The 25192-nt window shown below is 66.4% G+C and carries 18 protein-coding genes and 1 pseudogene; 8 read left to right on the forward strand and 11 right to left on the reverse strand.

The window, feature by feature from the left end:
* Positions 1 to 100: 100 nt before the first annotated feature.
* On the reverse strand, positions 101 to 760 hold the full coding sequence (locus ACAG21_RS15345) for a DUF1295 domain-containing protein (RefSeq protein ID WP_370496959.1): 660 nt from the start codon (positions 758 to 760) through the stop codon (positions 101 to 103).
* Between the two features lie 93 nt (positions 761 to 853).
* The gene (gene lysA, locus ACAG21_RS15350) at positions 854 to 2194 is read right to left on the reverse strand and encodes a diaminopimelate decarboxylase (protein ID WP_370496961.1); all 1341 of its coding nucleotides are present in this window, start codon (positions 2192 to 2194) and stop codon (positions 854 to 856) included.
* A gap of 119 nt (positions 2195 to 2313) precedes the next feature.
* On the opposite strand from lysA, the gene mfd reads away from it, so the two are divergent.
* The 7 genes and pseudogenes from mfd to ACAG21_RS15385 all read left to right on the forward strand — a co-directional run bounded on the left by mfd (position 2314) and on the right by ACAG21_RS15385 (position 11700).
* On the forward strand, positions 2314 to 5991 hold the full coding sequence (mfd, locus tag ACAG21_RS15355) for a transcription-repair coupling factor (protein ID WP_370496964.1): 3678 nt from the start codon (positions 2314 to 2316) through the stop codon (positions 5989 to 5991).
* Between the two features lie 64 nt (positions 5992 to 6055).
* Positions 6056 to 7089 (forward strand): annotated as a pseudogene (locus tag ACAG21_RS15360) (nucleoside triphosphate pyrophosphohydrolase).
* 354 nt (positions 7090 to 7443) lie between these two features.
* Positions 7444 to 8175 carry a lytic murein transglycosylase gene (locus tag ACAG21_RS15365; RefSeq protein WP_330977991.1) on the forward strand — a complete coding sequence of 244 codons (732 nt, stop codon included), beginning with the start codon at positions 7444 to 7446 and terminating at the stop codon, positions 8173 to 8175.
* 88 nt (positions 8176 to 8263) lie between these two features.
* On the forward strand, positions 8264 to 9553 hold the full coding sequence (gene eno, locus ACAG21_RS15370; RefSeq protein WP_370496966.1) for a phosphopyruvate hydratase: 1290 nt from the start codon (positions 8264 to 8266) through the stop codon (positions 9551 to 9553).
* 35 nt (positions 9554 to 9588) lie between these two features.
* Positions 9589 to 10281, forward strand: a complete 693-nt coding sequence (locus ACAG21_RS15375; protein ID WP_370496967.1) for a septum formation initiator family protein — start codon at positions 9589 to 9591, stop codon at positions 10279 to 10281.
* Entirely contained in the window at positions 10274 to 10765 is a 492-nt protein-coding gene (locus tag ACAG21_RS15380; RefSeq protein ID WP_370496968.1) for a DUF501 domain-containing protein, read from the forward strand. The genes ACAG21_RS15375 and ACAG21_RS15380 overlap by 8 nt, the downstream gene beginning before the upstream one ends.
* Entirely contained in the window at positions 10756 to 11700 is a 945-nt protein-coding gene (locus ACAG21_RS15385) for an exopolyphosphatase (RefSeq protein ID WP_370496969.1), read from the forward strand. Before ACAG21_RS15380 ends, ACAG21_RS15385 begins: the two co-directional genes overlap by 10 nt.
* A gap of 88 nt (positions 11701 to 11788) precedes the next feature.
* On the opposite strand, the gene ACAG21_RS15390 is transcribed toward ACAG21_RS15385, so the two are convergent.
* The 6 genes from ACAG21_RS15390 to ACAG21_RS15415 form a co-directional block, all read right to left on the reverse strand.
* Positions 11789 to 12469: a response regulator gene (locus ACAG21_RS15390; protein ID WP_370496970.1), complete on the reverse strand. Its 681-nt coding sequence runs from the start codon at positions 12467 to 12469 to the stop codon at positions 11789 to 11791.
* Positions 12466 to 15045 (reverse strand): ATP-binding protein, encoded by a 2580-nt coding sequence (locus tag ACAG21_RS15395; RefSeq protein ID WP_370496971.1) that lies wholly within the window; start codon positions 15043 to 15045, stop codon positions 12466 to 12468. Before ACAG21_RS15395 ends, ACAG21_RS15390 begins: the two co-directional genes overlap by 4 nt.
* A gap of 12 nt (positions 15046 to 15057) precedes the next feature.
* Positions 15058 to 15981, reverse strand: a complete 924-nt coding sequence (locus ACAG21_RS15400) for a potassium-transporting ATPase subunit C (protein WP_370496972.1) — start codon at positions 15979 to 15981, stop codon at positions 15058 to 15060.
* Between the two features lies 1 nt (position 15982).
* A complete protein-coding gene (gene kdpB / locus ACAG21_RS15405; protein WP_370496973.1) occupies positions 15983 to 18130 on the reverse strand; it encodes a potassium-transporting ATPase subunit KdpB in 2148 nt (715 codons plus the stop codon).
* A complete protein-coding gene (kdpA, locus tag ACAG21_RS15410) occupies positions 18130 to 19800 on the reverse strand; it encodes a potassium-transporting ATPase subunit KdpA (protein ID WP_370496974.1) in 1671 nt (556 codons plus the stop codon). The genes kdpB and kdpA overlap by 1 nt, the downstream gene beginning before the upstream one ends.
* Before the next feature lie 462 nt (positions 19801 to 20262).
* Positions 20263 to 21615, reverse strand: coding sequence for a DUF2254 domain-containing protein (locus ACAG21_RS15415; protein WP_370496975.1), 1353 nt, complete (start codon positions 21613 to 21615; stop codon positions 20263 to 20265).
* A 208-nt stretch (positions 21616 to 21823) separates the two neighbouring features.
* Here ACAG21_RS15415 and ACAG21_RS15420 point away from each other — a divergent pair, with 208 nt between their 5' ends.
* Positions 21824 to 22393, forward strand: coding sequence for a DUF6611 family protein (locus tag ACAG21_RS15420; protein ID WP_370496976.1), 570 nt, complete (start codon positions 21824 to 21826; stop codon positions 22391 to 22393).
* 20 nt (positions 22394 to 22413) lie between these two features.
* Here ACAG21_RS15420 and ACAG21_RS15425 read toward each other — a convergent pair whose 3' ends face one another.
* From ACAG21_RS15425 to ACAG21_RS15435, 3 genes are all read right to left on the reverse strand, one after another.
* Positions 22414 to 23919 carry a sensor histidine kinase gene (locus ACAG21_RS15425; RefSeq protein WP_370496977.1) on the reverse strand — a complete coding sequence of 502 codons (1506 nt, stop codon included), beginning with the start codon at positions 23917 to 23919 and terminating at the stop codon, positions 22414 to 22416.
* Positions 23916 to 24692, reverse strand: a complete 777-nt coding sequence (locus tag ACAG21_RS15430; RefSeq protein ID WP_090605832.1) for a response regulator transcription factor — start codon at positions 24690 to 24692, stop codon at positions 23916 to 23918. Before ACAG21_RS15430 ends, ACAG21_RS15425 begins: the two co-directional genes overlap by 4 nt.
* Before the next feature lie 227 nt (positions 24693 to 24919).
* Positions 24920 to 25192, reverse strand: a 273-nt coding sequence (locus tag ACAG21_RS15435; protein WP_370496978.1) for a WXG100 family type VII secretion target, incomplete at its 5' end; no start/stop codon positions are given.

Consider the following 25192-nt stretch of genomic DNA (forward strand, 5'->3'; position numbering starts at 1 on the left):
TGCGCCCTCGCGTTCCGCGAGCGTAAGCACCGCGCGATATTCGGCGCGATTTTTCGCAGTGGCCTTACGCTCGCCGATCAGCTCTGCCGGCCCGCGGGGCCTAGTCGACGGCAACCCGCCGAGCTGCGGGCCGGAGCAGGCGTGGCAACAGCATGCCGGTGCGGGCCTTGTAGCCGGCGAAGCCGGGAAGCCGCGACATGGACCGGTCCTTCTTGATCATGTTGCGGATGAAGAACCCGAAGATCCACGCGGAGTTGACGATGAACGGGATCCAGTGCCACGAGATGATCGCAAAACCCATATACGTCAAGATCTCGCCGAGATAGTTCGGGTTGCGGGTGCGGGCGAACAGGCCGGTGTCGATCAGACCGGAGCGAACCTGCAGGGTGTAGTACTTCTGCGCGTCGGAGACATAGTGCAGAAAGATGCCGAAGGTGAAAATCGAAACCCCGAGGCCGACTGCCCACGCCGGCACGTTCGGGTGCAGCCAGGCCAGCAGGATCGGTGCGGCGTAGTACCCCGCGAGCGGCACGAACACGAACACGATGCCGATCCAGATCGGCACTTGCTCGGCGAAACGACGATCTGGATAGGTGCGGCCCTTGATGAGCCACAGAATCGAGTAGGTGCCGTGCATCCCCAGATACAGCCACATCGCGGTGGAGAAGTTGCCGAAGGTCAGCATTGCCGCCACCGTCACCGGGATGACCAGCGCCTTGTGGACGTTGATGAACAAGCCGGTGGGCCGCGTTAGCGCCATGTACCGAAGCTAGGGCGACGAACGCGCCGGTGGCAGGGACGGAAGGCCTTTCCGCCGGGGTCGTCGGTCAGTATTCGACGGCCCCGGCCCGATTCAACCGCAGTCGCGTGAGAGCAGGTCGGCGACGGTTTCGCGGCGAACCAGTGGCCGAATCCGGCCGTCCTTGACGGCCACCAGCGGCGGCCGGCACACCATGTTGTAGTTCGACGCCATGCTGTGGTGATACGACCCGGTGCACGCCACCGCCAGTAGGTCGCCGGGATGCAGGTCCACCGGCAACTCGATATCGCGGGCGATCTCGTCGCCGGCCTCGCAGTGCCGGCCGGCCACCGTGACCCGCTGTTTGAGTCCCACCGAATGGCGGTTGGCCAACGTGACCGTGTACTGGGCGCCGTACAACGACACCCGCGGGTTGTCGCTCATCCCGCCGTCGACCGCGACGAAGGTGCGCCCGCCCGGCTGTGTCTTGATCGAGCACACCCGATACAGCGTCACGCCGGCCCGGCCGCTGATCGCGCGACCGGGTTCCACCACGAGCATCGGCCGCGGGAAATGCTGCGCGGCGCAGGCCTCGTCGAGCGCGTCTTCGATGACGATGGCCAGGTCGTCGAGGTCGAGTTCGCGATCGCCCGGCAGGTAGGGGATCGCGTGGCCGCCGCCGATGTTCAACTCGGTGAGGATGATTCCGTGCCGGGCCCGGATGTCGGCCATCGCGGCGATCATCCGGCGGATGGCCTCCCCGTACAGGGCGGGGTCGGTGACCTGCGAGCCGATATGGCAGTGCAGCCCGATCAGGTCGAGGATCGGGTGCGCCAGCACCCGCTGCACCGCGTCGGCGGCGTGATCCCCGGCGAGCGTGAAGCCGAATTTCTGGTCGCTGATACCGGTGGTGACCGCGCGGTGCCCATGGATGTCGATGTCGGGGGTCACCCGGATCAGCACCGGCTGGCTCTTGCGGGCGCATCCCGCCAAGTACGCGATCTCGATGCAGGAATCCAGCACGACCCGGCCCACTCCGGCGTGCACCGCCTCCTGCAACTCCTCGGGGGATTTCGCGTTGCCGTGCATGATGATCCGGGCCGGATCCACCCCACCGGCCAGCGCGACGGCCAGCTCGCCGGTCGAGCAGACGTCGACGCCCAGGCCTTCTTCGCGGGCCCAGCGCGCCACCCCCGTGGTCAGCAGAGACTTTCCGGCATAGACGATCTCGACACCGCGCAACGCCTTGCGGTAGCGACGGGCGCGGTAGCGGAAGTCGGTTTCGTCTATCACGTAGGTCGGCGTGTGGAACTCGTCGGCGATATCCGAGAGCGGAACGTCGCCGATGCGGAGCCGGCCGTCCTCGTCGGAATGCGTAGTGACAGGCCAGATCGCGGGATCCAGCCGTCGGGGCGCCGCCCGGCCAATGGAGGGCAGCATGTCAAGCAATGTCATGACTTCAACGTGCGCCCGGCCGGCGCCGGACGGCGGAATCCTTACGATCCCTTGACGGCTGCGGGCGCAATATTGACGTTGTTCTGTGCACTTTTCGCCGCACCTAGAATGGGTGCATCATGACCGCACCGGGGCCTGCTCGCCCAGAAACCCCGATCGCGGGGCTCGTTGAATTAGCGCTGACGGCGCCCACTTTCCAGCAGCTGGCCGCGGATGCGGCCACCGCGCCGGACGAACTGAACCTGGTCGGCCCGGCCAGCGCGCGCCTGTTCGTGGCCAGCGCCCTGGCGCGACGCGGGCCGCTGCTCGTGGTCACCGCCACCGGGCGCGAAGCCGACGATCTCAGCGCCGAGCTGCGCGGCGTGTTCGGCGACGCGGTGGCGGTGTTCCCGTCCTGGGAAACGCTGCCGCACGAACGTCTTTCGCCGGGCGTGGACACCGTCGGCAGCCGCTTGATGGTGTTGCGCCGGCTGGCGCATCCCGACGACGCCACCCTGGGTCCGCCCCTGCAGGTGGTGGTGACCGCCGCGCGTTCGCTGTTGCAGCCGATGACGCCGCGGCTGGGTCTTGTGGAACCGCTCACATTGCGCGTGGGCACGGAGGTCGAATTCGAGAGCGTGATCACCCGGCTGGTCGAACTGGCCTACACCCGGGTCGACATGGTCGGTCGGCGCGGCGAATTCGCCGTTCGCGGTGGCATTCTCGACGTCTTCCCGCCGACGGCCGAACACCCGGTGCGCATTGAGTTCTGGGGCGACGAGGTCAGCGAGATGCGGATGTTCGCCGTCGCCGACCAGCGGTCCATCCCGGAGATCGAGGTCGAGACCCTCGTCGCGGTCGCCTGCCGTGAATTGCTGCTGACCGACGACGTGAAGGCTCGGGCCGCCGAGCTGCTGGCCCGCCATCCGGCGGCCGCGGGCGCGATCACCGGCAGCGTCTCCGACATGCTCGCCAAGCTGTCCGAAGGCATCCCGGTCGACGGGATGGAGGCGCTGCTTCCAGTCCTCCGCCCCGACGATCAGGTGCTGCTGACCGATCAGCTGGCCGACGGCACCCCGGTGTTGCTGTGCGACCCGGAGAAGGTGCGCAGCCGCGCCGCCGACCTGATCAAAACCGGCCGCGAATTCCTCGAGGCGTCCTGGTCGGTCGCGGCCATGGGCACCTCAGAAGATCAAGCGCCGGTCGACGTCGAGGAGCTGGGCGGGTCGGGCTTCGTCGAGCTGGACGATGTGGCGGCCGCCGCGGCCCAGGCCGGTCACCCGTGGTGGACGCTGAGCCAGCTGTCCGACGAGTCGGCGGTCGAGCTGGAGGTGCGGGCGGCGCCGTCGGCCCGCGGCCACCAGCACGACATCGAAAGCATCTTCGCGATGCTGCGCGCGCACGTGTCCACCGGCGGCTACGCCGTGATCGTCGCCCCCGGAACCGGTACCGCCCATCGGGTGGTGGAGCGGCTGGCCGAGTCCGACACCCCGGCCGCGATGCTGGACTCGGGTGCGGCGCCCAAGGCCGGCGTGGTGGGGGTGCTCAAGGGGCCGCTGCACGACGGCGTCGTGATCCCCGGCGCCAACCTGGTGGTCATCACCGAGACCGACCTGACCGGCAACCGGGCGACGTCGCCGGAAGGCAAGCGGCTGGCGGCCAAGCGGCGCAACACCGTCGACCCGCTGGCGCTGACCGCCGGGGACCTGGTGGTCCACGACCAGCACGGCATCGGGCGCTTCGTCGAGATGACCGAACGGACCGTCGGCGGGGCCCGCCGTGAATATCTGGTGCTGGAATACGCCTCGAGCAAGAGGGGCGGCGGTTCCGACAAGCTGTATGTCCCGATGGACTCGCTGGACCAGCTCTCCAGATATGTCGGCGGGCAAGCGCCGGCACTGAGCAAGCTCGGCGGCAGCGACTGGACCAACACCAAGACCAAGGCGCGCCGCGCGGTGCGCGAGATCGCCGGCGAGCTGGTGTCGCTGTACGCCAAGCGGCAGGCCAGCCCCGGCCACGCCTTCGCACCGGACACCCCATGGCAGGCCGAGATGGAGGATGCGTTCGGTTTCACCGAGACCGTCGACCAGCTGACCGCGATCACCGAGGTCAAGTCCGACATGGAGAAGCCGATCCCGATGGACCGGGTGATCTGCGGTGACGTCGGCTACGGCAAGACCGAGATCGCGGTGCGGGCGGCATTCAAGGCCGTCCAGGACGGCAAGCAGGTCGCGGTGCTGGTGCCCACCACGCTGCTCGCCGACCAGCATCTGCAGACGTTCAGCGATCGGATGGCCGGCTTCCCGGTGACCGTCAAGGGGCTGTCCCGCTTCACCGACGCGGGAGAGTCCCGCGCCGTGATCGACGGCCTGGCCGACGGGTCGGTGGACGTCGTGATCGGCACGCATCGCCTGTTGCAGACCGGGGTGCGCTGGAAGGACCTCGGCCTGGTCGTCGTCGACGAGGAGCAGCGCTTCGGCGTCGAGCACAAGGAACACATCAAGAGCCTGCGCACCCACGTCGACGTGCTGACGATGAGCGCCACCCCGATCCCGCGCACCCTGGAGATGAGCCTGGCCGGGATCCGCGAGATGTCGACGATCCTGACGCCGCCCGAAGAGCGCTACCCGGTGCTGACCTATGTGGGCCCGCACGATGACAAGCAGGTGGCGGCGGCGTTGCGGCGCGAGTTGCTGCGTGACGGCCAGGCCTTCTACGTGCACAACCGGGTCAGTTCGATCGACTCGGCCGCGGCCCGGCTGCGCGAGATGGTGCCGGAGGCGCGTGTCGTGGTGGCGCACGGCCAGATGCCCGAGGAGCTGCTGGAACGCACCGTGCAGGGGTTCTGGAACCGCGACTACGACATCCTGGTGTGCACCACGATCATCGAGACCGGCCTGGACATCTCCAACGCGAACACGCTGATCGTCGAGCGCTCCGACACCTTCGGGCTGTCCCAGCTGCATCAGCTGCGAGGCCGGGTCGGCCGCAGCCGGGAACGTGGCTACGCCTACTTCCTCTATCCGCCGCACGTGCCGCTGACCGAGACGGCCTACGACCGGTTGGCGACCATCGCCCAGAACAACGAGCTGGGCGCCGGGATGGCGGTCGCGCTGAAGGATCTCGAGATCCGCGGCGCCGGCAACGTGCTCGGCGTCGAACAGTCCGGGCACGTCGCCGGGGTCGGCTTCGACCTGTATGTGCGGTTGGTGGGCGAGGCCGTCGAGGCGTACAAGGCGGCCGCCGACGGGGAGACCGTCAGCACCGTCGAGGAACCCAAAGATGTGCGCATCGATCTGCCGGTGGACGCGCACCTGCCGCCGGACTACATCGCCAGTGACCGGCTGCGGCTGGAGGGCTACCGCCGCCTGGCCGCCGCGCCCGACGACGCTGCCGTCGATGCCGTCGTCGAGGAGCTGACCGACCGCTATGGCGCGCTGCCCGAACCGGCCCTGCGGCTGGTGGCGGTGGCGCGGTTGCGGCTGCTGTGCCGCGCTTCGGGCATCACCGAGGTGTCGGCCCCATCCGCGGCGACGGTGCGGCTGTCGCCGATCACGCTGCTAGATTCTGCCCAGGTGCGGCTCAAGCGGATGTATCCGGCCGCCAACTACCGCGCCACCACGTCCACGGTGCAGGTTCCGATTCCGCGAGCCGGCGGCTCCTCGGGTGGGCTAGGCGCGCCGCGGCTCCGCGATGTCGAGTTGGTGCAGATGGTGGCCAACTTGGTGACCGCCCTGCAAGGGAAACCGCAGCAAGAAATTGGTATAACGAGTTCGTCACCTGCGCCGATGACCAGGGAGGAGCGGCAAGCGCGATGATCCGCGCCGGTGACGACGGCACCGCCCCCTGCGGGGGACGAATCGATGAGGAGGAACGGCGCACATGATCGTCGTGTTGTTCGACCCCCGTCGGCCATCGCTGGTGCCCGTCGAGGCGATCGAGCACCTCACCGGTGAGATCCAGTACACCGAGGAGATGCCCGTCGCGGTGCCCTGGTCGTTGTCCTCCGCGCGTCCGGTCGACACCGGCGATGACGCACCGGTGTTGCTGTCGTCGGACCCCGAGCACCCCGCCGTGACCGCGCGGCTGGCCGCCGGCGCCCGGCTGATCTCGGCGCCGGACACGCCGCGCGGCGAGCGTCTCGTCGACGCCGTCGCGATGATGGACAAGCTGCGTACCGCCGGGCCGTGGGAAAGCGAGCAAACCCACGACTCGCTGCGCCGGTTCCTGCTGGAGGAGACCTACGAGGTGCTGGACGCGGTCCGCAGCGGCAACGCCGAGGCGCTGCGTGAAGAGCTCGGCGATGTGTTGCTGCAGGTGCTCTTCCACGCCCGCATCGCCGAGGAGGCGCGGCAGTTCCCGTTCGACATCGACGACGTTGCCGCCACGCTGATGCGAAAGCTGGGCAACCGTGTGCCGGGAGTACTTGCGGGCCAATCGATTTCGCTCGAAGAACAACTGGCCCAATGGGAAGAGCGCAAAGCCGCTGAGAAACCCCGCAATTCGGTGATGGAGGACGTCCATACCGGCCAGCCGGCGTTAGCGCTGGCGCAGAAGGTGATTCAGCGCGCGCATGCGGCCGGCGTGCCCGCCGATCTGATTCCCGCCGAGATCACCTCCATCTCGGTGTCGACGGATGTCGACGCGGAAAGTGTGCTGCGCACCCACGTTTTGGAATTCGTGGACATGGTCCGCGCGGTCGAGCGTTCGATCGCTGCCACACGTCGCGGGGACAGCGTGCCCGAGGAGTTCGACGTGGCCCCGCTGGGCGAGGTCACCGAGCAGGAGTGGCGCGAGCACTGGCCATCCGCGGTGGCCGAGCCCGCGGCGGCGGACGAGGGCTTCGAGGACGAGGACGTCGACGCGAATTCCGAAGACGACGAGGACGACGACGAGTCCGAGGACGACGACGGTAGCGAGGACGCGCAGGCGGACGGCGAGACCGGCAAGGGATCCAAGAAGTCCGGCAAAGGCGCCAAGCGGAGCCGAGACCGGGGTTGATGCCGGTCTGAGTCGCCTTCGCGGATTTGCTGATCAGCGATCCCCGCGATGTTTGCCGTTTTCCATGGTCACGACGGGTAATGTGGCTTGTGAGTTGGTGAATCCCGGTGGTTGGCATTGTTCCCGCTTTGCTAGCCAGGGCACGCGGCAGCTAAGCGACGAATTGGCTGACAGGGCATTCGCCGGCTCAACGCGACCGGTTACCGCGAAAGGTCATGGGACGATAATCATTGAGTGACGTTGGTGTAGGGGAAGTTAAGGGGAACGTGGTGTCGCCGAGGCGTTGGTTGCGGGCGGCCGCCGTGATAGGCGCGACCGCGATGCTGATGGCCTCGAGCTGCACCTGGCAACTCAGCCTCTTCATCCCCGCCGGCGTACCGCCGCCCTTCGGGGATCCGGTGCCCGCGGTGAACACGCACGCCAGCGGCCGGCCCGCAGATCAGTTGCGGGACTGGGCGCGGCCCCGCGCCGCGGCCCTGGAAATCCCGCTGATCGCCTTGGAGGCCTACGCGTACGCCGCCCGCGTCGCCGAGGTGGAAAACCCGAAGTGCCACATCGCATGGACCACACTGGCCGGCATCGGACAGGTCGAGAGCCATCACGGCACCTATCGCGGCGCCACGCTGTCGCCCAACGGGGATGTAAATCCACCCATCCGGGGTGTCCAGCTGGACGGCAGCGGCGGCAACCTGCGCATTGTCGACGCTGCGCAAGACACCACGGACAGCCAGCCCGCGATAGCCCGCGCGATGGGGCCCATGCAGTTCATCCCGGAGACCTGGCGGCTGTACGGGGTCGACGCCCACAACGACGGCCGCCTCAGCCCGGACAACATCGACGACGCCGCCCTGGCGGCGGCAGGGTACTTATGTTGGCGCGGAAAGGATCTCGCGACAGCTCGCGGATGGGTCACCGCGCTGCGCGCCTACAACAACTCCGGGGTCTACGCGCGCGCCGTCCGTGACTGGGCGACCGCCTATGCGGCGGGTCACCCGCTGTAGAAGGATGAACCACTGTCCCAGGCTTTAGGCTGAAGGCCGTCCCGGGGCAGGCATCAGCTACTAGACACGTCCAGGCAAGGAGATCCCAGTGCCGATTATCGAGCAGGTCGGGGCCCGCGAGATTCTCGATTCCCGAGGTAACCCGACCGTCGAGGTCGAGATAGCCCTGATCGACGGAACCTTCGCTCGCGCGGCGGTGCCGTCCGGCGCGTCGACGGGCGAGCACGAGGCCGTCGAGCTGCGCGACGGCGGCGAGCGCTACGGCGGCAAGGGCGTGGACAAGGCCGTGCAGGCTGTGCTCGACGAGATCGGCCCGGCCGTGATCGGACTCAATGCCGACGACCAGCGGCTCGTCGACCAGGCGCTGGTGGATCTGGACGGCACCCCGGACAAGTCCCGGCTCGGCGCCAACTCGATCCTCGGTGTGTCGCTGGCCGTCGCCAAGGCCGCCGCCGATTCGGCCGAGCTGCCGCTGTTCCGCTACCTCGGCGGCCCGAACGCGCACATCCTGCCGGTGCCGATGATGAACATCCTCAACGGCGGCGCACACGCCGACACCGGGGTCGATGTCCAGGAGTTCATGGTCGCGCCGATCGGCGCGCCGAGTTTCAAGGAAGCGCTGCGCTGGGGTGCCGAGGTGTACCACTCGCTGAAGTCAGTGCTGAAGAAGCAGGGCCTGAGCACCGGGCTGGGCGACGAGGGCGGTTTCGCGCCCGACGTCGCGGGCACCAAGGCGGCGCTTGACCTGATTCTGTCGGCCATCGAAGCGACCGGTTTCAAGGCGGGATCCGATGTGGCGCTGGCGCTCGATGTGGCGGCCACCGAATTCTTCACTGACGGTGAGGGTTACAGCTTCGAAAAGGAGATCCGCAGCGCCGAGCAGATGTCGGAGTTCTACGCGAGCCTGCTCGACACCTACCCGCTGGTTTCCCTCGAGGATCCGCTGTCCGAGGACGACTGGGACGGCTGGGTGGCGTTGACGACGGCCATCGGTGACCGCGTCCAGATCGTCGGAGACGACCTGTTCGTCACCAACCCGGAACGCCTCGAAGAAGGCATCGAACGCGGCGCCGGCAACGCGCTGCTGGTCAAGGTGAACCAAATCGGCACGCTGACCGAGACGCTGGACGCGGTCGCGCTGGCTCACCACAGCGGGTACCGCACGATGATGAGCCACCGCAGCGGTGAGACCGAGGACACCACGATCGCCGATCTGGCGGTCGCCGTCGGCAGCGGACAGATCAAGACCGGCGCGCCGGCCCGCAGCGAGCGGGTCGCCAAGTACAACCAGCTGCTGCGCATCGAGGAGGCCCTCGGCGACGCCGCCCGCTACGCCGGCGATCTGGCCTTCCCGCGCTACGCATTGGATGTGAAATAGCTTGACAGTCAACAGAAAACACGGCTAGGCGGCCGATGCCCGACGCGAAACGGCCAGATCCGAAGCGCCGCTCCCCGGCATCGCGCCCGGGGAAAGCCGGCGATTCGGTCCGGCGGGGTCGGGCCGCCAAACCGTCGTCCAAGCCGTCGTCGCGCACGTCGAAACTCGCGCAGAACGCCACCGCTGCCCGCACGACGGCCGAGCACATCGTCGAGCCCATCAAGCGGCAGATCGCCGAGTCGGTCGAGCAACGATCCGAGCAGCGGCTCGGTTTCACCGCGCGGCGCGCTGCGGTGCTGGCCGCCGTGGTGTGCGTGCTGACGTTGACGATCGCGGGACCGGTGCGCACCTATTTCGCGCAGCGCACCGAGATGGCTCAACTGAACGCCAGTGAAGCGGCGCTGCGCCGTCAGATCGCCGAACTCGAGCAAAAGAAGGTCAAGCTCGGCGATCCGGCCTATATCGCGGCGCAGGCCCGCGAGCGCCTGGGATTCGTAATGCCGGGGGACACCCCGTTCCAGGTCCAGCTTCCCCCCGGCGCGGCGGCGTCCCCCCAGCCCGGCGCCGAGACGGCGAAGCCGTCGAGCAGTGCGCCGTGGTACTCCTCGCTGTGGCACACCATCGCCGACGCGCCGCACCTGCCACCGGCCAGCGCGCCGGGGCCGCCGGCCGGACCCGGGCAGCCCGCGCCGGCGGAATCACCGAAGCCCGCGACTCCCGGTGGTTGATCGTGGCGACCTGGAAGCGGTGGCACGCCAACTCGGTCGCGAGCCGCGCGGTGTGCTGGAGATCGCCTACCGATGTCCCAACGGCGAGCCCGCCGTGGTGAAGACCGCGCCGAAACTTCCTGACGGAACACCGTTTCCGACGTTGTACTACCTGACGCATCCCGCGCTCACCGCGGCCGCGAGCAGGCTGGAGACCACGGGACTGATGCGCGATATGACCGAGCGGCTCAGGACGAACCCCGAACTGGCCGCCGCGTATCGGCGGGCGCACGAGTCCTATCTGGCCGAGCGGGACGCGATCGAACCGCTCGGGACGACGTTCTCCGGCGGCGGGATGCCGGACCGGGTCAAATGCCTGCATGTGCTGATCGCGCATGCGCTGGCCAAGGGACCCGGGGTCAATCCGCTGGGCGACGAGGCCGTGGCGTTGCTGGCCGCCGAGCCGGCGATGGCCACGATTCTGGACGCTGAGTTGTGGCGCTGAGAGCCGCCGGTGTCGACTGCGGCACCAACTCGATCCGGTTGCTGATCGCCGACGTCTCCGAAGGGCGGCTGACCGACGTGCACCGCGAGACCCGGATCGTGCGCCTGGGTCAGGGTGTCGACGCCACCGGCCAGTTCGCGCCGGAGGCGATCGAGCGAGCCAGAGTCGCGCTCGTCGACTATGCGAAGCTGATGAAAGACCATGGCGTGCAGCGGGTTCGGATGGTTGCCACCTCGGCCGCTCGCGACGTCAGCAACCGTGACGACTTCTTCGCGATGACGGCCGGTGCGCTGGGCCCGGTGCTGCCCGGTGCTGTCGCCGAGGTGATCACCGGAGCCGAGGAGGCCGAGCTGTCCTTCCGCGGCGCGGTCGGTGAATTAGACAGCGCCCGTGGACCTTTCGTTGTCGTAGATCTGGGCGGCGGCTCGACGGAGATTGTGCTGGGTGCCGAGCAGGTCATCGCGAGCTACTCGGCCGACATCGGCTGCGTCCGGCTGACCGAACGCTGCCTGCACTCCGACCCGCCGACGCCTGCGGAAGTGGACGCCGCGCGTGCATTCGTGCGCGAGCGGCTGGAGCCCGCGCTGCGGCACGTGCCGGTCGAGGGGGCCCGGACCTGGGTCGGACTGGCCGGCACGATGACCACGCTATCGGCGCTGGCGCACAACATGACGACCTATGATGCTGCGGCCATTCATCTTTCGCGGGTCGACGGCGAAAACCTGGTGTCGGTGTGTGAGAAGCTGATCGGCATGACGCGAGCACAGCGCGTCGCGTTGGCGCCGATGCACGAGGGCCGCGCCGATGTGATCGGCGGCGGCGCGATCGTGGTGCAGGAGCTGGCCCGCGAGTTGCGCGCCCGAGCCGGCATCGACGAGTTGACGGTCAGCGAACATGACATCCTCGACGGCATCGTGCTCTCGATCGCCGGGTAGCTGTGCGTCGACCGCTTTGAGTGTGCGTCCAGGGCGCCGTCAACGCACAATCCCCGCCGTGCGGGCACGGTCGAAACCCAGATGCGACTCAGGCCTCGAAGCGGTAACCCATGCCCGATTCGGTCAGCAGGTGCTTGGGATGCGACGGGTCGTCTTCGAGTTTGCGCCGCAATTGAGCGAGATACACACGCAGGTAATGGGTTTCGGTGGCATACGCCGGCCCCCACACCTCTTTGAGTAATTCCTCGCGGCCCACCAGCTTCCCGCGATTGCGCACCAGCACCTCGAGCATGCCCCATTCGGTCGGGGTGAGGTGCACCTCGGCGCCGTTCTTGGTGACCTTCTTAGCGGCCAGGTCGACCGTGAACGCGTCGGTTTCCACCACCGGCTCGTCGAGCTCGGAGGCCGCGGCGTTGCGGCGCACCGCGGCCCGCAGCCGAGCCAGAAACTCGTCCATTCCAAAGGGTTTCGTGACGTAGTCGTCAGCCCCGGCGTCCAGTGCCTCGACCTTGTCGGAAGAATCGGTGCGCGCGGACAACACGATCACCGGCGCCGTGAGCCAGCCCCGCAGACCGGCGAGCACCTCGATGCCCGAGATGTCGGGCAGGCCGAGATCAAGGATCACCACATCGGGTTTGTGTTCGGCCGCGGCGCGCAGGGCACCGGCGCCGGTCGCGGCGGTGACGACCTCGTAGCCGCGCACCGACAAGTTGATGCGCAGCGCACGCAGAATGTGCGGCTCGTCGTCGATCACCAAGACCCGGGTCATGGGACACCAATCGGTTGTGGCGGTGCAGCCAATTCTACGACGACGGTGAGTCCACCCCCAGGAGTGTCTCCGGCCGCGATGCTGCCGCCCATGGCTTCCACGAAGCCACGCGCCACCGACATCCCCAGTCCCACACCGGTGGTGTTGTCGTGGTCGCCCAGCCGCTGGAACGCTTCAAAGATCTGATCCTCGGTCCCATGCGGGATTCCGGGGCCCTCGTCGATCACGTTGATCAGCACCCGATCTGCGACCCGCCCGGCGTTGACCCGGACCACGCAGTTGGGCGCATACCGCAGCGCGTTGTCGATCAGGTTGGCGAACACCCGTTCCAGTAGTCCGGGATCGGCCATCGCCACCGCGTCGCCCACGTCGACCTTGACCCGGTCAATCGCGGAGCGGTAGAAGCCGGTGGCTCCCTTGCCGATACTGACCAGCGCGCGCTGCACGGTCTCCTCGAGATAGACCATGCGCAGGTCCGGTCGCACCACACCCGCTGCCAGACGCGAAGAATCAAGCAGGTTTCCGACCAAGGCGGTCAGCTGGTCGATGGATTCCTCGATGGTGGCCAGCAATTCGGCCGTGTCCTCGGCGGAGAACGCGACGTCTTCGGCGCGCAGACTGGACACCGCGACCTTGGCCGCCGCCAGCGGTGTCCGTAGGTCGTGGCTGACCGCCGAGAGCAGCGAGCGCCGCAGCTCGTCGGCCCGCACGATGGCCTCGGCTCGGCTGGCCTCTTCGGCCAGCTCGCCCTGACGGATCAGGCCGGCGGCCTGCTTGGCCACCGCGGTCAGCACCCGGCGGTCGCGGGCGGAAAGCTTGCGTCCCGCCATCAGCATCCAGAACTCGTCGTCACCGACCTCGATCGCGGTATCCGCGGAATCGACGGTCACACAAGGATCTTTGCCCACGCAGGCGACGATGTAGCTCTTCTTGCCGGCGGCGCGGTCTTCCTCGCTCGGCTCGCGCAGCATGCTGACCGCGCGCTGCGAGTAGGTCTCGCGCACCCGTTCCAGCAGCGTCTCGAGGTCCGCGCCGCGCAGCACCGAACCCGCGAACAGCGTTAGCAGCTCGGCCTCTTGAGCCGCGAGCCGGGCTTCGCGGGTTCGATTGTTGGCGAAGTCGACGAGCACCGCGACCGCGACCGCGATCAGCAACAGCACCAATTCGGTGATGGCACTGTTGGGTTCGGCGATCGTGAAGCTGTGCCGGGGAGCAATGAGGAAGTAATTCAGTAGCAGCCCGGACAACACCGCCGAAAGGGCCGCCGGCGCAACGCCTCCCAGCAGACCCACCAGCAGCACCCCGACGAAGAACAACGCACTTTCCCCGCCGGTGTCCAGATAGGGGTCCAGCATCGTCACCGTGACGGCACAAATGAGCGACGGCACGATGATCGCGGCCAGCCAGGAGGCGATGCGTCGCTCACGTGGGGCAAACGACGCGAAATGGAAACCCCGCTTCGATTCGTCGTGGGTGACGATGTGCACGTCGATCTTGCCCGACTGCTGAACGACGGTCGTGCCGATACCCTCCTCGAAAATCCGGGCCCATCGGGACCGTCGAGAGGTGCCGATCACCAACTGGGTGGCGTTCATCTCACGGGCGAAATCCAGTAGTGCCGTGGGGACGTCGTCACCGATCACGGTGTGTACCGACGCGTCCAGGCTGTTGGCCAGTTCGCGGATCTTGTGCATCCGGGATTCCGACAGACCGGCCAGCCCGTCGCCTCGTATAACATGAACGACCATCAACTCGGCGCTGGATTTCGATGCGATGCGCGAGGCCCGCCGAACCAAAGTTTCCGATTCCGGACCACCGGTGACCGCCACGACGACGCGCTCGCGTGCTTCCCACATGTCGGTGATCTTGTTCTCCGCGCGGTACTTGGCCAGGGCGGTGTCCACCTGGTCGGCCAGCCACAACAGCGCCAATTCCCTTAGCGCCGTGAGGTTTCCGCGACGGAAGTAGTTAGAAAGCGCCGCGTCGATCCTGGCTGGGGCGTAGACATTGCCGTGGGATAACCTGCGCCGCAGTGCTTCCGGCGTGATGTCGATGAGCTCGACCTGCGAGGCTTCTCGGACAATGGAGTCCGGAATCGTTTCTTGTTGTTCGATGCCCGTGATTTGGGCGACGACGTCGTTGAGGCTTTCCAGGTGCTGGATGTTGACGGTGGAGATCACGGCGATGCCGGCATCGAGAAGTTCTTCGACGTCCTGCCAGCGTTTGTGATTCTTGCTGCCCGGCGTATTGGTATGGGCGAGTTCGTCGACCAGCACGACCTGCGGATGTCGCGCCAGCACGGCGGGCACGTCGAGCTCCGGGAACCTGCTACCGCGGTAGTCGATATAGCGCGGTGGAATCGTCTCGATGCCCTCAAGCATCGCAGCGGTTTTCGCGCGGCCATGGGTTTCCACCACCGCCGCGACCAGATCGGTGCCGCGTTCCAGCCGCCGGTGTGCCTCGCCGAGCATTGCGTAGGTCTTGCCGACGCCGGGAGCCGCACCGAGGTAGATGCGTAGCTCCCCGCGCTTGGGATGGCGGTCTTGGCGGGAGACGTCGCTCACGTCAACCATCATCCCCCTATGCCGTTAGCTCGATACCGGATATTTGCGATCGAGTTCCAGGTTGAGCTGCAACACGTTTACCGTCGGCTCCCCGAAGAATCCAAGGTCACGGCCGCTGCGGTACTGGGCTAGGACCGCCTTGATCTGATCCGGGCTGACATGGCGAGCTTTGGCCACCCGGGCGACCTGGATGTCGGCGTAGGCCGGCGAGATGTCAGGGTCGAGCCCGCTTCCGCTGGCGGTGACCGCATCGGCGGGTACCACAGGGCTGGCGGGTGCGGCCCCACGGATGGGCACAATCTGGCCCATCGAGTAGTCCTCACCGTACTTAGCGCACTCGACCCGCACGCCCTGGTAGCTGGTCAGGAACGGCGTCCGCGTCGTCTGGCACGGCTCGTTGAGGCTGATCACTTGGGTGGGGTGAATGACGTTTCCGCGGGTGTCGCGGGGGCCGATCACCGAGAGCACCGCGCCCACGCCGCCGCCGGTGCAGAACGGACGCGAACCATCCACCCCCTCCAGCTGGCCGACGGTGGCGCTGCGCGTGCATACCTGCGTCAGCAGGCTTGGCTTGAAGCCCGCGTCCGAGGCAGACTTCCCCGCCGCCAATTGCGCTGGGTCGGCCGGCGTGTCGACGATGCTTTCCGGCCCGAGGTTGCTCGCGCTGGACGACGTCGGGTCATAACCCGTGCCGGCCGCCGACGGTCGGCTCTGGAAGTACTGCGGCAGGGCGTTGCCGTCCTTATCGGTGAACAGCTGACCGATCAGCCGGCTGCCGATCGGCTTGCCGTTCACCGTGAGAATGGATCCCTCGGCCTTGTCGTGCAATCCGGGGATCTGCGCGACCAGCCAGATGAACAAGGGATAGGCCAAGCCGGTGATCACGGTCAGCACCAGCAGCGCGCGCAAGGCCGCCCAGTGCACGCGGACGAAATTCGAAAACTTCATGTCAGGACATCCCTGGGACGAATTGGATAACGAGGTCTATCAGTTTGATCCCGACGAACGGGGCGATGATTCCACCGAGACCGTAGATATAGAGGTTGCGGCTCAACAGTTTTGACGCGCTGCTCGGTGTGTAGCGCACACCGCGCAGCGACAGCGGGATCAGCGCCACGATGACGACCGCGTTGAAAATCACCGCGGACAGGATCGCCGACTGCGGACTGTGCAGCCGCATGATGTTGATCAGATCCAGGCCGGGAAACAGCGCGACGAACATGGCCGGGATGATCGCGAAGTACTTCGCGATGTCGTTGGCGATCGAGAACGTCGTCAACGCGCCGCGAGTGATCAGCAGTTGCTTGCCGATCTCGACGATCTCGATGAGTTTGGTTGGGTCCGAGTCGAGATCGACCATGTTGCCGGCCTCTTTGGCGGCCGAGGTGCCGGTGTTCATCGCTACGCCCACATCGGCCTGGGCCAGCGCCGGGGCGTCGTTGGTGCCGTCACCGGTCATCGCGACGAGTTTGCCGCCGGCTTGTTCGCGTTTGATCAACGCCAGCTTGTCCTCGGGCGTGGCTTCGGCGAGGAAGTCGTCGACACCCGCCTCGTCGGCAATCGCTTTGGCAGTCAACGGGTTGTCGCCGGTGATCATCACCGTCCGGATGCCCATCTTGCGCATCTCGTCGAAGCGATCCCGCATGCCTTGCTTGACAACGTCTTTGAGGTGGATGACTCCCAGCACTGCGGCCTCGCCGTCACGGACCTCACCCACGACCAGGGGGGTGCCGCCGCCGGCCGAGATCCCGTCAACGATCTCGCCGAGCTGGTGCGACACCTCGCCGCCTTGAGTGCGCACCCATTCCGCGACCGAGCTGGCCGCGCCCTTGCGCAGTTGGTGCCCGTCGAGGTCGACCCCCGACATCCGGGTTGTCGCTGAGAACTCCACCCAGTGGGCATGGGCTAGCTCGCCCGGAGTGCGCGCGCGCAGCCCGAAGTGTTGTTTGGCGAACACGACGACCGAGCGACCTTCCGGTGTTTCGTCGGCCAGGCTGGACAACTGCGCGGCATCGGCCAGCTGCTCGTCGGTGACGCCGTCGAGCGGGATGAAGGCAGCTGCTTGGCGATTGCCCAAGGTGATGGTGCCGGTCTTGTCGAGCAGCAGGGTGTTCACGTCGCCGGCAGCTTCCACCGCCCGCCCGGACATCGCCAACACGTTGCGCTGCACCAGCCGGTCCATGCCGGCGATGCCGATGGCGGACAGAAGTGCGCCGATCGTGGTGGGGATCAGACAAACCAATAGTGACACCATCACGATCCCGGTAACGCCATTTGTGTTGAGCGCCTCGGTGTTTGGCACACCAGGGTTGTTCATCTTGGAGTAGATGGCGAGCGGTTGCAGGGTTGCGACGGCAAAGACGAAGATGATCGTCAACGCGGCCAGCAGGATGTTCAGGGCAATCTCGTTGGGGGTTTTCTGCCGGTTGGCGCCCTCGACGAGCGCGATCATCCGGTCGATGAAGCTTTCCCCAGGCTTTTGGGTGATCTTCACGACGATCCGGTCGCTCAGCACGGTGGTGCCACCGGTGACCGCCGAACGATCGCCCCCGGACTCCCGGATCACGGGCGCCGACTCGCCGGTGATGGCCGATTCGTCCACCGAGGCAATGCCTTCCACGACGTCGCCGTCGCCCGGTATGACTTGCCCGGCCTCGACCACGACGACATCGCCCTGCTGCAGCAGCGGCGCGGCGATCTCTTCCTCGACGCCGGGCGTGCCGGCTTCCCAATTCTTGAGCCGCCGGGCCATCGTGTGGGTTTTGGCCCGGCGCAGCGTTTCCGCCTGAGCCTTACCGCGCCCCTCGGCCACCGCTTCGGCGAGATTGGCGAAAAGCACAGTCAGCCATAGCCACACCACGGTTAGCCACGCAAACCAGGTCGGGCTGATGATCGCCAATACCGTGCTCCAGGCAGCGCCGATTTCGACGATGAACATCACCGGGTTGCGCCACAGTGTGCGCGGGTCGAGTTTGCGCACCGCATCCGGCGTTGCCTTCCACAACATCTTCGGGTCCAGAAGGCCGCCCTGTACCCGTTTGTTGCTGGGCGAGGAGGCGGGCTGCGTCGGCGCAGCCGAATCGACGGTCGCGGTCATCAGTGGATTCCTTCAGCGAGAGGCCCGAGCGCGAGCATGGGTAGGAAAGTGAGGGCCACCAGGATCAACGTGACGCCGGCGACCATTCCGACGAACTGTGGCCGGTGGGTGGGCAGCGTTCCCGCCGATTCCGGGGTGCTGCCCTGCCTGGCCAGCGACCCGGCCAAGGCGAGTACCAACACGATCGGCAGGAACCTGCCGAACACCATCGCCAGTCCGAGGGCGGTGTTGTACCAGTCGGTGTTGACGCTGATTCCGGCGAATGCCGAACCGTTGTTGTTAGCGGCGGAAGTGAACGCGTACAAGACTTCCGAGAGCCCGTGCGGGCCGGTGTTCAGCATGCCGGCGCGTTCGCCCGGCAGCGCCATCGCAATCGCCGTGCCGGTCAGCACGATCAGCGGTGTGACCAGGAAATAGCTTGCCGCCAGCTTGATTTCGCGCGGGTTGATCTTCTTGCCGAGGTATTCCGGAGTCCGCCCCACCATCAGCCCGGCGACGAAGACCGTGATAACGGCCAGAATCAACATGCCGTACAGGCCGGAGCCGGTCCCACCGGGAGCGACCTCACCGAGCTGCATGTTGAACATCGTGATCATCCCGCCGAGGCTGGTGTACGAGTCGTGGAACGAGTCGACGGCACCGGTGGAGGTCAGGGTTGTCGAGTCGGCGAATACTGCCGAGTCGGCGATGCCGAACCGTTGCTCCACACCTTCGGCCGCCGCACCCGTCGCGGTCGGTACCGTGCCGTGATGCTGCAACTGGAACCAGAGCATGAGCGACACGCTGAGCAGATACAGCGTCGCCATCACCGAGGCGATCGCGTAGCCCTGCTTGGTGCTGCCGACCATCCGCCCGAAGGTGCGCGGCAGCGAAAAGCTGATCACCAGCAGCAGGAAGATCTCCAGCCAGTTCGTCCACGGATTCGGGTTCTCGAACGGGTGCGCGGAGTTCGCGTTGTAGAAGCCGCCGCCGTTGGTGCCAAGCTCTTTGATTGCTTCCTGGCTGGCCACCGGGCCGCCGGTGATGGTCTGCTGGGCGCCGCCGAGGGTGGTGGCGACCTGGTCGTGCAGGTGGAAATTCTGGATCGCGCCCCCCGCGATCAGCACGATCGCGGCGATGATCGAGATGGGCAGCAGGATGCGCAGCACCGTGCGTACCAAGTCGACCCAGAAGTTCCCGAGGTCGCCGGTGCGCCTGCGGGCGAAGCCGCGCACCAGGGCGATCGCCACCGCCATCCCGACGGCGGCCGAGACGAAGTTCTGCACCGCCAGGCCGGCCATCTGTACCAGGTGGCCCTGCGTCGATTCGCCGGAGTAGGCCTGCCAGTTGGTGTTGGTGACGAAGCTGACCGCGGTGTTCCAGGCCAGCGCCGGCGTCATCTTGGTCGCCGGATCATGCAGGTGCAGTGGCAATTTGTCCTGCACGAGCTGGAACACGAACAGGAAGAGAATGCTGATCGAGGAGAACGCCAACACACTGCGGGCGTAGGCGCCCCAGGTCTGCTCGGAGCGTGAGTCGACACCGATCAACCGGTAGATGAGTCGCTCGGCGTAAGAGTCCTTCTCCGACGTGTACACCCGGTACATGTAGTCGCCGAACGGCACATGCACCGCAACCAGCGCTGCGACGAGAAGTACGAGGAAAATGATTCCCGCGGACGTTGTGCTCACTAGAACCTCTCCGGGAACAGCAGGGCGCACCCGAGAAACAGGGCGAGAACGATGGAAAGTACTAGACCTACGACGTTTTCGTAGTTCACAGCCGTTCGACCAACTTCTGCACGAGGCCTAGCACGGCGAACACCGCCACCGTGAGCACGACGAATGCCAACACGCCCATCTTGTCTCCGTTCCGCGCCGAACGCGTGCATACGAAAGGACCTCATCGAGTCAGCCACACCGCAGTCCTCGGAGGCAAGGTCAGCTTGAAATTAATCGGGGCCAGCCCGATAGGGCCGTTGGTTGATGCTTTCCTAACGGCGCCGCAGTGCACCTTTGCGGTTTCTTTACGCCACTATGTTCGAACCGGGCGGTTCTGTTCAAGCGTGTGATCGGGTTCGGCCACGAGCCCGCTAAACCGCTGTCCGCTCGGCCGCCGGCACATCGAACCGGAGACCGGTTCGTCGTAGCCAATCACGATTCGTGACAAAGCTTTTCGCGAAGCGCGACTAACGCGACGTAACGGCGTTCGACGTCGGCGCGGTCGGAGTGTTCGGAAACCGATTCCACATTCGAACGCGCAATCATGGCCGCCTGGTCCGTCAGGACTTGGGCGCGCTGGGGGTCGGTCGTCTGCTCCATGATCGTCGTCAGCGCATCGAGCTGACGGATCATCACCGCCGGCATGCCGCGACCGGCTTGGCGGATCTTTTCGAACGATCGTTGCACCAGCCGCTCGTAGCTGACTTGATCGGAGATGACGCGAATGACTCCGCGGCGATCGCGATGCACTTGAGTGGGCGCCCATATTGGGGCGATTTTGCACAGGCAGTCACCGAGCCAGTCGATGCAGGTAAGTGCCGTGAAGGTGTCGTTGACGGCCGGAGATAGTGCGCGAATCGCGATTTCGACGAGCTGATCGACGCCGAAGGCGACATCCTGTGTCAGGGTGCGATGCGGTCCGGTTGCCTGAGCCCGCGCCAGGTAGTCGGCCACCCGCTCGGCGGCGGTCGCGGGCCACACGCTGGCCAGCTCACGGCCTTCGACCAAGAAATGCCCCGGGCGATAAGGCAGCCGGATCACCGCGTCGGCCTGGGCGGCGACGCGGACCAGCGCCTGATGGCGAATGAATTGCAGGTAACCGCTTTTGGGCGTGGGTATGACGGTGCCGGCGGTTTCAATTCTGGTGAGTAGCTCGTCGAGCGAAGGACCCAGCGCGGGATTTCGGGTCGCGAATTCCGGTTGGTCCTCACTCTGTACCGCCACGGCACGGGCCAAATCTCTGGCGATGCCGGCAATCACCTGGGGTAGCTGGATTTGGGTGGCGATGTGGTGAATGAAGTAGATCAAGACCATCACATCGATGAGAACCAGGCCGAAAGCAGTCGTGATCGAGATGTGAGGCACGAAGTCGCCGTGATCTCCGGGTCCGATCGACACCAGCGTCACGATGCAGTACACGAACGTCGCCACGAACACCCCCAGTGTGAGCTGGGTGCCGCGGTCGCGGATGAAATTTCGTAGCATCCGCGGGCCGAACTGCGTCGACGCGAGGGTCAACGTCACGATCGTGATGGAAAAAACGATGCCGACGACGGTGATCACCGAGGCCGCAATGGAGGTCAATATCTGACGCGCCGCATCGGCGGTTCCGCTGATAACCCAACTCGGAGGCCGGATTTCGCCCTGGTACGTGGCCCGGTCCAACCACAGCGTCAGGGCGAAAAGACCGAGCGCCGCGACTATCACCATCGCCGGGACGAACCACAGGTTGGTGCGCAGTTCTTCGCGGCGCCACTCCGGCCATACCAGACGGGGGCTTGGCATCACATCAGCACAGCCGCCGGCGAACGCACACCGAAGCGTTCACTATCACGGCGGCTATCTAACTGATCAGCCCCGATAAGCGCAAGTTCCAGTCGGCAATCCGACGCGGGTTCGCCGGTCGAAAAGGTTTCGTAAATGTTTGGGCAGCGCGCGTATGGATGCTGTTGGGACCGAAGCGCGCGTGGTGCCGAGGCGTCAATCTGGCTTCATGCACGACACGCGCGACCGAGTTGCTCAACCCGCCGTGGTTCCGACGACACGCGCGGCACTTTCCGCGCGGGGAGGGTGGTCGCGACTGCTCGACGGCGCCCACCCGTGGGGATCATTTGTCGCCACGGTCGGACGCTACGGGGTTCAACGCTTTGAGTTGGTCGTCTATCCGCCCGGAAGCAGCGTCGCCGATCGGCAACTGGCGCGGCTATGGCGGGGATGGCCGATTAGTGGCGCCGCGCTCGGGTTGATCGCGATGGTGGTGCTCGGCGAGGTGGCGGCCTCACCCGACACCGTGCTGGCCTTCGCCGTTGTCTGCTACATGATCATCGGCGCTCTGCTCTTCCTGACGGCCGGGCCCACCCGCGTGCAAGTCAGGTCTGTGTCGATCGCCCTGATGCCCCAGGGCGCCGACTCTCGCGAATTAAGTAGGTACGTCGAAGGTCTCAGCTTGGCCACGATGCTGACCCGCGCCGACCGGTTGCTCAAGGCGGGTGCGATCTCATCGGGCGAGCATGAGCTGATTTGGCGAGAAGCCTACGAGCGTCTCGCCGCGATCCAAGTCTGACGTGGGGTCGCGGACCCGGACTACCCGCTCGGAGCGTCGATCATCGGCAGCCGCACCCGGAAGACCGTTCGGCCGTGGGCGGATTCGGCACTGACCGAGCCGTGATGGGCTTTGACGATCGAACTGACGATGGCCAGACCCAGTCCGATGCCCGACCCGTCGGATCGGGAAGTGTTCGCGCGGACGAATCGCTCGAACAGCCGGGGGAGCAGATCCGCGTCGATGCCGGGGCCGTTATCGGCAACGGTCAGCTCGGCGTGCGGAGCGCCGGAATCGTCGCGGTGGCAGGTGATTGCGGTGGTGACCGTGACGCCGGGCGGCGTGTGCAGGCGGGCGTTGCTGTGCAGATTGCTGACGGCTTGATGCAGCCGGGCGTGGTCGCCGCGCACCCAGACCGGGCCCTCGGGCAGGTCTTTGAGCCACGTGTGGGTCGGCGCCGCGACCGCGGCGTCGTTCACCGCGTTGATCACCAGTTCGGCCAGGTCGACGTCTTCGTTCTGCAGGTCCTCACCCTCGCCCAGGCGTGAGAGCAGCAGCAGCTCCTCGACGAGCAAGGACATTCGCTGTGCCTCGGACTCGATGCGCGCCAGCGCGTACTCGGTGGTCGGGGGTAGCGCCGAACTGTCCTGGCGGGTCAGCTCCGCGTAGCCCTGAATCGCGGCCAGCGGCGTTCGCAGCTCGTGGCTGGCGTCGGTGAGGAATTGCCGCATCCGCATGTCGGAGTCGACGCGATGCGCCAGCGCGCTATCCACATTGTCCAGCAACCGGTTCAGGGTGTGCCCGACGATGCCGACCTCGTTGTCGGGATCGGTGTCTTCCTGCCGGACGCGGACGCTGATCCGGTGGTCGTCACCGGTAAGCGGCATGGCGGCGACTTCCGCGGCGGTCGCCGCGACCCGGCGCAGCGGGCGGAGTGTGTAGCCGACCACCCAGACGGTGAGCCCGGCGGTGATCACCAGGGCGGCCGCGATCAGCAGGCTGGTGGTGATGTACTTGCGGGCCATGATCTGGTCGGCCAGCTTCACCGACATCCCGACGATCAGCAGATCGGATCCCTCACGCCGGCTGTCGACGCGGTAGGCGCCCAGGCTGCCGAGCCGTACCGTCCTGGGCGGCGCGTCGGCCCAGGACAGCGATTCGATCGCGTGAATCACGTCGGGCGGCGCGGGTTTTGGTTCGTCCTCGGAAAACACCGCCGAGCCGATCACGGTGCCGTTGTGCACCACGGCGATCAGGTTGCCCGGTGTTTGTCCGGTGAACTCCAGCATCGCCTGGTCCACCGGCGGCGTGCGGCGGTGCGCCGAGGTGTGCTCGCCGTTGCGGTACCGGGTGTAGGAGTTGCTCAGCGCATCGAGCGATTCGGCGACGTCGGCGTCGCTGATCGCGGTGACGTAGCCGCGCAAGCTGAGCACCGAGACCACACCGACAGATACCAAAACCACTGTGACAACGGCTAATACGCCTATCAGTAATTGGCGGCGCAGCGACCGGGGCAACCAGAAAGGGGTGTTGCGCCGGCTGGTCATTCCAGGGGTCGCAGCATGTATCCGACACCTCGCACGGTGTGGATCATCGGCTCGCGGCCGGAGTCGATTTTCTTTCGCAGATACGAGATGTAGAGGTCGACGATGCTGGTGCGCCCGGCGAAGTCGTAGTTCCAGACGCGGTCCAGGATTTCGGTGCGGCTCAGCGCGCGGCGCGGGTTGCGCATCAGGAACCGCAGCAATTCGAACTCGGTCGACGACAGCGATATCGGCGTGCCGTCGCGGGTGACTTCGCGGCTGGCGGTGTCCAGCCGAAGATCACCGACCTTGAGCGCTTCGGCGGCCGGCGGCGACAGCTGGCTGGACCGGCGCAGCAACCCGCGCAGACGTGCGACGAGTTCCTCGAGGCTGAACGGCTTGGTCATGTAGTCGTCGGCGCCCGCGGTGAGGCCGGTGACCCGGTCCATGACCGAATCGCGGGCGGTCAGGAACAGCGTGGGCGTGTAGACGTCGGATTCGCGGATCCGCTGCAGAATGCGCAGGCCATCCATGTCCGGAAGCATGATGTCGAGGACGAGGACATCGGGTGTAACCCGGTCGAACTTGGCCAGTGCTTCACGTCCGTTGTGGGCGATCTCCACCACCCAGCCCTCGTAGTGCAGGGCCATTTTGACCAGGTTGGTCAGCGCCGGCTCGTCGTCCACCAGCAAAACCCGGATCGGTGAACCGTCGGCACGATAGATCCTCGGCAGCTGTCCAAGGATGGCCTGACGGGGGCGCTGGCTACCCGCGTATCCGGACGTTACGGCGGTCATGTCCCTGAATTCTCGCAAAGCGCATAAGCGCTTGTCACGGAGTTCATAGACTTCTCAAATCTTACGAATCCCCGGATCGCGTGCGGCGCGAATGTCGTGGCAAACGGCGCTGTGCCGCAACGAGTTTCGTTGACGCGTCACCCGGACCGCGCAATACAGCGCCGGCCCGCACATGCAACGGGGCCGCACACCGATTGGTGTGCGGCCCCGTTGTGAAGCGAAAGCTGTCAGGCCCAGCTGGACCCGACGGCGCTGTCGGTGCTGGCCATGTTGTTGCCCGCGGTCTGCACCTTCTGCCCGTGCTGGTTGGCCTGCTCGTAGATCACCTGGAAGTTGCGACCCAACTGGGTGATGAACTCCTGGCACGCCACCGAACCGGCGCCACCCCAGAAGTCACCGGCAGCCAGCACATCGCGAACGATGGCCTGGTGCTCGGCCTCCAACGAAGCGGCCTGCGCGCGGATCAACGCACCGTGCGCGTCCACGTCTCCGAACTGGTA

The sequence above is a fragment of the Mycobacterium sp. pR1184 genome, assembly GCF_041287235.1.
Lineage (GTDB): Bacteria > Actinomycetota > Actinomycetes > Mycobacteriales > Mycobacteriaceae > Mycobacterium.

Excerpts from the sequence above, each read along its gene's own strand:
- ACAG21_RS15345 (WP_370496959.1), bottom strand. The coding sequence starts at position 760 with ATGGCGCTAACGCGGCCCACCGGCTTGTTCATCAACGTCCACAAGGCG.
- lysA (WP_370496961.1), bottom strand. The coding sequence starts at position 2,194 with ATGACATTGCTTGACATGCTGCCCTCCATTGGCCGGGCGGCGCCCCGA.
- mfd (WP_370496964.1), top strand. The coding sequence starts at position 2,314 with ATGACCGCACCGGGGCCTGCTCGCCCAGAAACCCCGATCGCGGGGCTC.
- ACAG21_RS15375 (WP_370496967.1), top strand. The coding sequence starts at position 9,589 with ATGCCCGACGCGAAACGGCCAGATCCGAAGCGCCGCTCCCCGGCATCG.
- ACAG21_RS15390 (WP_370496970.1), bottom strand. The coding sequence starts at position 12,469 with ATGACCCGGGTCTTGGTGATCGACGACGAGCCGCACATTCTGCGTGCG.
- ACAG21_RS15395 (WP_370496971.1), bottom strand. The coding sequence starts at position 15,045 with ATGATGGTTGACGTGAGCGACGTCTCCCGCCAAGACCGCCATCCCAAG.
- ACAG21_RS15400 (WP_370496972.1), bottom strand. The coding sequence starts at position 15,981 with ATGAAGTTTTCGAATTTCGTCCGCGTGCACTGGGCGGCCTTGCGCGCG.
- kdpB (WP_370496973.1), bottom strand. The coding sequence starts at position 18,130 with ATGACCGCGACCGTCGATTCGGCTGCGCCGACGCAGCCCGCCTCCTCG.
- ACAG21_RS15415 (WP_370496975.1), bottom strand. The coding sequence starts at position 21,615 with ATGCCAAGCCCCCGTCTGGTATGGCCGGAGTGGCGCCGCGAAGAACTG.
- ACAG21_RS15420 (WP_370496976.1), top strand. The coding sequence starts at position 21,824 with ATGCACGACACGCGCGACCGAGTTGCTCAACCCGCCGTGGTTCCGACG.
- ACAG21_RS15425 (WP_370496977.1), bottom strand. The coding sequence starts at position 23,919 with ATGACCAGCCGGCGCAACACCCCTTTCTGGTTGCCCCGGTCGCTGCGC.
- ACAG21_RS15430 (WP_090605832.1), bottom strand. The coding sequence starts at position 24,692 with ATGACCGCCGTAACGTCCGGATACGCGGGTAGCCAGCGCCCCCGTCAG.